Origin of the sequence: Arthrobacter sp. Hiyo1, assembly GCF_001263615.2 — a bacterium.
GTDB lineage: Bacteria > Actinomycetota > Actinomycetes > Actinomycetales > Micrococcaceae > Arthrobacter.
The window spans coordinates 186,985-194,114 of the sequence record NZ_DF952474.1; the positions used below are offsets into that span (position 1 = coordinate 186,985).

General features: G+C 63.5%; 7 protein-coding genes and 1 pseudogene. 2 read left to right on the forward strand and 6 right to left on the reverse strand.

Annotation, left to right across the window (positions count from 1 at the left end):
• The 4 genes from AHiyo1_RS18235 to AHiyo1_RS18250 form a co-directional block, all read right to left on the reverse strand.
• A partial coding sequence (locus AHiyo1_RS18235; protein WP_148667658.1) for a hypothetical protein occupies positions 1 to 183 on the reverse strand: 183 nt, incomplete at its 3' end.
• Positions 184 to 297: 114 nt separating this feature from the next.
• Positions 298 to 1,650: an ABC transporter substrate-binding protein gene (locus AHiyo1_RS18240; protein WP_059389486.1), complete on the reverse strand. Its 1,353-nt coding sequence runs from the start codon at positions 1,648 to 1,650 to the stop codon at positions 298 to 300.
• Positions 1,651 to 1,700: 50 nt separating this feature from the next.
• Entirely contained in the window at positions 1,701 to 2,660 is a 960-nt protein-coding gene (locus tag AHiyo1_RS18245; RefSeq protein WP_059389487.1) for a carbohydrate ABC transporter permease, read from the reverse strand.
• A 12-nt stretch (positions 2,661 to 2,672) separates the two neighbouring features.
• Entirely contained in the window at positions 2,673 to 3,614 is a 942-nt protein-coding gene (locus tag AHiyo1_RS18250) for a carbohydrate ABC transporter permease (protein WP_059389488.1), read from the reverse strand.
• Positions 3,615 to 3,842: 228 nt separating this feature from the next.
• On the opposite strand from AHiyo1_RS18250, the gene AHiyo1_RS18255 reads away from it, so the two are divergent.
• Both AHiyo1_RS18255 and AHiyo1_RS18260 read left to right on the forward strand, forming a co-directional pair.
• Entirely contained in the window at positions 3,843 to 5,045 is a 1,203-nt protein-coding gene (locus AHiyo1_RS18255) for a Gfo/Idh/MocA family protein (RefSeq protein ID WP_059389489.1), read from the forward strand.
• Positions 5,046 to 5,058: 13 nt separating this feature from the next.
• The gene (locus AHiyo1_RS18260) at positions 5,059 to 6,078 is read left to right on the forward strand and encodes a LacI family DNA-binding transcriptional regulator (protein ID WP_059389490.1); all 1,020 of its coding nucleotides are present in this window, start codon (positions 5,059 to 5,061) and stop codon (positions 6,076 to 6,078) included.
• Positions 6,079 to 6,097: 19 nt separating this feature from the next.
• Here AHiyo1_RS18260 and AHiyo1_RS18265 read toward each other — a convergent pair.
• A pseudogene (locus tag AHiyo1_RS18265) lies at positions 6,098 to 6,876 on the reverse strand (DeoR/GlpR family DNA-binding transcription regulator).
• Positions 6,877 to 6,948: 72 nt separating this feature from the next.
• The coding region (locus AHiyo1_RS25665; protein ID WP_216363241.1) for a hypothetical protein at positions 6,949 to 7,130 on the reverse strand (182 nt) is incomplete at its 5' end.

A 7,130-nucleotide genomic window follows, 5' to 3' on the forward strand; every position in this document is an offset into this window, starting at 1 on the left:
CTGCGGGAGGAGCGCGGCCGGTACGTTGGCGTCGACGGCGGAGTGCGGAATGGGTTCGCCCAGGATGGCAAGGTCCGGGAGGGTGCTGCCGAGATCGGCACCCCAGTGGATGACCTCGGCCTCTCCGTTATCGAAACTGACCACCAGGCTTGTGCCGGCGGAACGGAGGTGGAGCGGGTCCATGGGCTGGTTCACTTTCAGAGAGTCGTGTGTCGCGTTATGAGGGAGTGGAGAGTCCGGGCGCCGCCGTCAAAGGAGTGAAAGCGGCGCGCCCGGACTGGCTTGGCGGGACTGGTGTTACTTGAAGAGGTTGTTGACCTGGTTGTTGGCGTCGGAGAGGGAGCTGGCCGGCTTCTTGCCGCTCAGTACTGCGTCCATTGCGGGCTTCATGATGCCGTCAACTTTGGCAGCCTTGTCCGCGATGGGGAAGAGGAACGTGGTCCCGTCTTTGACCTGCTGGGTGAAAGCGGAGACGTCAACACCCTTGGCCGCGAACGCCTTGGCGGCCAGGTCAGAGGACGTGCTGATCGCCGGGAACACAACAGCCTTGTTGGCGACGACGTCCTGGCAAGCCGACGAGCCAAGGTACTCGACCCACTTGGTGGCCGCTGCCGGGTTCTTGGTGCCTGCCCAGATGGAGTCGGCGAGGCCATTGAACATGGACGCGCGCTTACCGCTCGGACCAACCGGCGTGGGGGCGATTCCGGTCTGGATGCCCTTGTAGGCGGTGTACTGGCCGATCATCCATGAGCCGCTGGTGTTGATTGCGGCCTTGCCCGCGCCGAAGTTGTCCGACACGCTGGCGCCTACCGTTGTTTCGAGTTTGGGCATGTAGCCCTTGTCCGCCAGTCCTGCCCACCAGGCGATGGTTTCCTGGAACTTGGGGTCGTCGTAGTTGAACTTGGTGCCCCACGGGTTCTTGTCGGTAGCGGTCCAGCCCGTAGTGGCTGCGAGGAAGCTCCATTGGGTCTGGCCCTGGCCGGAACCGGAGGACTCCAAGCCCAAGCCGTAGACGGCCACATTGTTCTTGTCGAAGCCGGCTTCGTCTCCGCGCTTGCCGTTCTTGTCCACGGTCAGGTGGGCAATGGTCTTTTCGTAGCTGCCGCCGTCCTTGGGGTTCCAATCGAGCTTGGCCATCTGCTCGGCGGTGATCCCGGCGGAGTCAGTCATCGCCTTGTTGTAGAAGAGGCTGATGGTGTCCCAGTCCTTCGGGAGGCCGTAGCGCTTGCCGTCTTGGCCCACCCAGAGATCGGCCAGGCCCTTGTTGTAGCTGTCCAGCTTGACGCCGTCCTTGGCTACGGCATCGTCGAGGGCCAGCAACTGCTTCTTGGAAGCAAACTCCGGGTACTTGGACAGGTGGTCGGTGAAGACGTCCGGGGCGGTGCCGGACACGAAGCCGTTGGTCAGGGTGGTCCAGTAGTCGTCCCAGCCGCGCTGGGTGATTTTGACCGTGATGTTCGGGTTTGCCTTGGTGAAGTCGCTCGCGCACTGCTGGTATGCCGGGAGCTGGTTGGCATCCCACAGCCAGTAGTTGATCTCGCCCTTTGCTTCGCTGGAGACGGGGGTGGAACCGCCACAGGCGGAGAGTGACAGCGCGGCTGCGGCAGCGACGGCGACGGCGGCTGCGACGGTGCCAATGGATTTCTTCATGGTGGACCTTTCAGGGGGTTGCGATGGAACGGGGCGGTGCTGGGGATGACTTACTTGATGCCGGAGAAGCCGATGGAGTTGACCACCTTCTTGCCGAAGGCGATGAAGAGGATCAGGACGGGCAGCGCTGCCACGAGGGTGGCGGCCATGAGCCCACTCCAGTCCGGCGCCCCTTGCGGGGACTGGGACTTGAAGACGCCCAGTCCCACGGTGAGGACGCGGACACTTTCGTCCTGGCCCACCAGGAGCGGCCAGAAGTACTCGTTCCACTGACCGATGAAGGTCAGCAGGGCCAGGGTGGCCAGGGGTGCTGCGGCGTTGGGGATCACGATCTGGAAGAAGATCCGGAGGTGCTTGGCGCCGTCGAGCATGGCTGCCTCTTCCACTTCGCGGGACATGCTCAGGAAGAACTGGCGCAGGAAGAAGATGGCGAACGGGGTCATGAACATGAAGGGCAGTGCCAGCCCGGCGAAGGTGTTGAGCAGGCCCAGGTTCTTGATCATCAGGAAGTTGGGCAGGGCGGTGAAGATCGGCGGGACCATCATGGTGGCCAGGAAGATCGCGAACACCTTGTTCCGGCCGGGCCAGCGCAGGCGGGAAAAGGCGTAGGCGGCCATTGCGCTGAAGAACACCTGGCCTGCGGTGGTCATGGTGGCGAAGACGATCGAGTTGCGCAGGTAGAGCCAGAAGTTGATGTCAGCGCCGGAACCGCCTTCGGCGATTGCCTGCTCGGGGCTCTGTAGCCCGAAGACCCGCTGGAACGCGCCCCAGCTGAAGTCCGCGGGAAGGAGGTTGCCGGCGTTCGAGGCGAGCGAATGGTTGCTGGACAGTGCAGTCCGGAGCATCCAGAGGAACGGGGCGAGGGTGACCACGACGGCGATCGCTACGAGGACCCAGGCACCTGCGCGGCGCCAGTTGAAGGGTTTCGTGCGGGGGCGGCGCGATTGCGGAGAGCCGACGACGGCGGTGGCGGACTCGCGCGAACGGCGGGAATTGGTGGAGGTACTCATGGCGGGGCTTCCTTAGTCCAGGTCCGTCTCGTTGCCTTTGAGGAACTTCATCTGGATGAAGGCCACGAGGGCGAGAATGATGAAGAGAATGACGGACAGCGCTGAGGCGTAGCCGAAATCGGACTCGCCGAACGCCTTTTGGTAGATGTACATCTGGATGACCCGGGAGGCATTGACGGGTCCGCCTCCGGTAGTCACGGCAACGGTGTCGAAGACCTGGAATGAACCGATGACGGTGACCACAAGGACCAGGACCAGCACCGGGCGAAGGAGCGGCATGGTGATGCTCCAGAAGGTCCGGGTGGGGGAGGCGCCGTCAAGGTTGGCTACCTCGTAGACGTGGTTGGGGATGGCCTGCAGGCCGGCGAAGATCAGCAGGGCCGTGTAGCCCATGTGCCGCCACACGTTGACGAAGGCGATAGTCGGAATGGCCCATTGATCGCTGCCGAAGAAGGCGATGCGGGGCAGGCCCATCCAGTTGATGATCTCGTTCACGATGCCCAGCTGGTAGTCCAGCATCCAGAACCAGAGCAGCGCGACGATCACGTTAGCCACGAGGAACGGCAGCAACAGGACGCCGCGGATGAAGGTGGACTTGGCCACGCGGTGCATGAGGAGCGCGAGTCCGATGGCGATGACGGTCTGGAAACCGATGTTCAGTGCAACGTATTGGACGGTGACGGCCATCGCGTTCCAGAACAGGTCGTCGCTGAAGATCGACGTGTAGTTCTTCAGGCCGATCCAGGTGGGATCACCCAGGATGCTGTACTCGGTGAAGCTGAGGTAGATGCCCCGGATGGTGGGGACGAGGAAGAAAAGAACAAAGCCGATCATCGCCGGGAAGATGAAGAGCAACGCGATCTTCAAGTCACCGATCCGGCGGATGCCGAACCTTTTTGGTTTGCCCGGTTGGGGAAGCGCGGCGGGCTCCGCTTGTTTGGCAAGGGTGGTCATCTTCGACCCTTTCCTGACTGTGATGTGGGTTACAACTGATGGAAATCTACACGAGTAGATATGAAGGGGTCAAGTGTTATTGTGAACTTTTGTTCGATTATTTTGGATTTATTGCTTTTTATTGACTCGAGTAGATCCCAGTGATTCACTGGCCTGAGTCACTCGTCGAGCCTCTCCGGGCGCGGCGATGGCATTCTGAAGCCAGCCACACGAATCGAAGGGCTAACAATGACGTTTTCAATGGGAGTACTAGGCCTCGGCCAGTTCGGGGGCCAATTCGCCCACCTCTTCAAGCTCCACCCCGGGGTTTCCGCGGTCTACGCAGTGGACGAGCTCCCTGAACGGGCGTCCAAAGCTGTTGAACAGCTGGGGCTCGACGGCACTATGGGCAGTTTCGACGAGCTGCTGGCCTCCGACGTCGACGCCGTCGCTATCTTCACGCAACGCTGGACGCACGGGCCCTTGGTGATCAAGGCGCTGCGCGCCGGAAAGCACGTCTATTCGGCTGTTCCGATGGCAATCTCGGAGGAACAGATCGCCGGGATCATCGACGCCGTGCGTGAAACCAAGCTTGTCTATGCCATGGGAGAGACCAGCTTCTACAACCCCGCAACCGTCTATGCGCGCAAGCAGCACGCCGCCGGCAAGTTCGGCCGCATCTTCTACACCGAAGGCGACTACGTCCACGACATGGACCTGGGCTTCTACGAGGCCTACCAGTACAGCGGCGGCGAAAACTGGAAAGCAACCGCCAGCTACCCGCCCATGCTGTACCCGACGCACGCCATCGGAGGCGTGCTGGGCGCCATACCGGGCCACGCTGTGAGCGTCAGCTGCATCGGCGTCAAGGACGATCGCGGCGACGGCGTCTTCGACAAGGAAGTCAGCATGTTCGACAACGACTTCTCCAACGCCACTGCGCTGTTCGAAATGAACGACGGCGGCGCGATGCGCACCAACGAGATGCGCCGCGTCGGCTACCCCTCGCATATCCGCGAATCGCGCTTCCGCTTCTTCGGCACGGAGGCAAGCTTCGAGCAGCTGGCCACCACCACGCTGTGGCAGGACAAGGAGGGGGTCCTGGACGTCTCGGACCAGGTGGAGACCAAGCCGAGCATGTCGGCCGATGACCCCTCGTTGGCGGACGTCGCCCCCGAACTTCGCGGTGCGTTCATCTCCGGCCTCGCTCCGGTGCACGACGCCGGACGGCTCCCCGTTGAATTCGAGGGAGCCCCCACCGGGCACGAAGGCAGCCACCAGTTCCTGGTGGACGACTTCGTCACGGCCGTGAACAAGGGAAGCCTTCCTCCGGTCAACGCGTGGGTGGCGGCGCGCTTCACGCTCCCCGGCGTCGTGGCGCACGAGTCCGCGCTCCGCGGCGGGGAACGGCTCCCCATCCGCGATTTCGGCGATGCTCCGGAGGCTTTGTAGCTAGCATGATCCAATGACTACTTCGGCAGTGCACACCCCGCGCGGACCGGTGACGCGCAAAGACGTGGCCCGGTACGCCGGGGTGAGCACCGCCGTCGTGAGCTATGTGGTGAACGGCGGCCCCAAGAAGGTGGCGCCGGCAACGGAAGCGAAGGTCCAAGAGGCCATCCGGATCCTGGGATACCGGCCGAATGCCGCGGCGCGTGCGCTCAAAATGGGATCCAACCAGACCATCGGCCTCGTGATTCCGGACTCCAGCAACCCCTTCTGGGCCCTGCTGGGACACGCTGTGGAAGTGGCTGCCGCCGAGCGCGGCTATGCCTTGCTGCTGACGAATTCCGACAACAAGCTGGACTCCGAACGCCGCCACATCCGCAACCTCGCTGACCGGCAGGTTGATGGCGTGGTCCTGGCCAGCGTCATGTTCGAACCCGATCTACTGGAGCTTTTCGGCACTGAAATCCGCTCGGTCCTGCTGAACCATGCCTCGATCGCCCCTGGTTTCAACAGCGTCGGAGTGGACCTTGAGGCCGGAGCCCGCTTGGCCGTGGAACATTTGATCGGCCACGGACACACCAACATCGGACTCGCCATGGGCATCACGGCGGACAACGTGACGGACGGACGGGAAGAGGGGTGGCTGCGTGCTCTGCAAGCCGCCGGTCTGCCTCCTGGACCCCTTGCACGCGACGGTTTCGACCGCCCCGGGGGCTATGCTGCCGGACGGCGCCTCCTGGCCTCTGCCAACCGTCCGACGGCGATCTTCGCCAGCTCCGATATGCAGGCAATCGGGGTCCTGCGGGCAATCCGCGAGGCAGGTCTCTCCGTTCCGGAGGATATCGCCGTGGCGTCCTTCGACGGCTCGGTTGAGGCTGAATACACCTGGCCGGCCCTGACCACGGTGGAACAGCCGGTGTGGGAGATGGCAGAGGCCGCAGTATCCGCGCTGGTGGGCGAGAACCGCAACGAACCCCCGCAGCACAGGGTCTTCCCCACCCAGCTCCGCATCCGCCAATCGTGCGGGTGCCCGTAACGCCTTCCCCGCCCACGCGTTAGTGAGCGGCGATCCTGAGCTTTCCGACGCCGTCGCGAGGATGCGCCGGGCATCCTCGCCGAGGTGCGAGTCCGTCACGAGTACGTCGGCTTCCTCCAGCTGGGCAATCGATGCAATGCCGACAGTTCCCCACTTGCTGTGGTCCGCCAAGACCACCACGTTGCGTGACGCGCTGATGAACGCCCGGTTGGTTTCGGCTTCCTGCAGGTTCGGCGTGGTGAATCCGGCGTCCGCATCCATGCCGTGGACGCCCAGGAACAACATGTCCAAATGCAGTTGCTTCAGCGCGGCCGTCGCGATGGGACCCACCAGAGCGTCCGACGGCGTGCGCTCGCCGCCCGTCACGATGACCGGGAAAGCCTCCCGCGAACCCGAGGCGTTGTGGAAGAGATCCGCAATCCTGATGGAGTTCGTCACCACCGTGATCCGCGGGCCTTCCAGGAGTACCTTGGCGAGCTCGTAGGTGGTGGTTCCGGCGCTCAAGCCCACGGCCATGCCTTCGTGGACCAGGGTGGCGGCCTCGACGGCGATCGCGTGCTTTTCGTCGACCAGTTGGGTGGATTTCAGCTCAAAGCCGGGCTCGTGGGTCCGGGCATCGCCCGGTATCTTGGCCCCGCCATGGATGCGCTCGACGAGCCCGGACTCCTCAAGCGACTCGATGTCGCGCCGAACAGTCATGGCTGAGACGCCCAGCAGTTGCGCGAGGTCCGAGACGCGGACAACGCGTTCACGCTGGACGGCGTCGACTATGGCGGTGTGGCGGGCTGCCTGAAGCATCGGAGCCTTTCTGGACGGACGGCGGGTGGCTAGGCCGGAGTGGCGACGACGGCGACGCTCCGGCAGTAAGGTTTAGCGTACCTCCGGTGGGTGTCCCGCCCAGGAGCTCGACGCCGTCGAGCGGCACCTCCACGTCCCGCGCGCTGTGTTGATGACGAAAGTCCAGTCCTTGGTGCCGTTGCTCCTGCGGACGATTTCCACGTCTTCCGGAGGCTGAACGCCAGGACCGGTGCCACTCCGGCGTCCGAGCAGAG

Coding starts and splice junctions, on each gene's coding strand:
- AHiyo1_RS18250 (WP_059389488.1), bottom strand. CDS start 3,614: ATGACCACCCTTGCCAAACAAGCGGAGCCCGCCGCGCTTCCCCAACCG.
- AHiyo1_RS18245 (WP_059389487.1), bottom strand. CDS start 2,660: ATGAGTACCTCCACCAATTCCCGCCGTTCGCGCGAGTCCGCCACCGCC.
- AHiyo1_RS18255 (WP_059389489.1), top strand. CDS start 3,843: ATGACGTTTTCAATGGGAGTACTAGGCCTCGGCCAGTTCGGGGGCCAA.
- AHiyo1_RS18240 (WP_059389486.1), bottom strand. CDS start 1,650: ATGAAGAAATCCATTGGCACCGTCGCAGCCGCCGTCGCCGTCGCTGCC.
- AHiyo1_RS18260 (WP_059389490.1), top strand. CDS start 5,059: ATGACTACTTCGGCAGTGCACACCCCGCGCGGACCGGTGACGCGCAAA.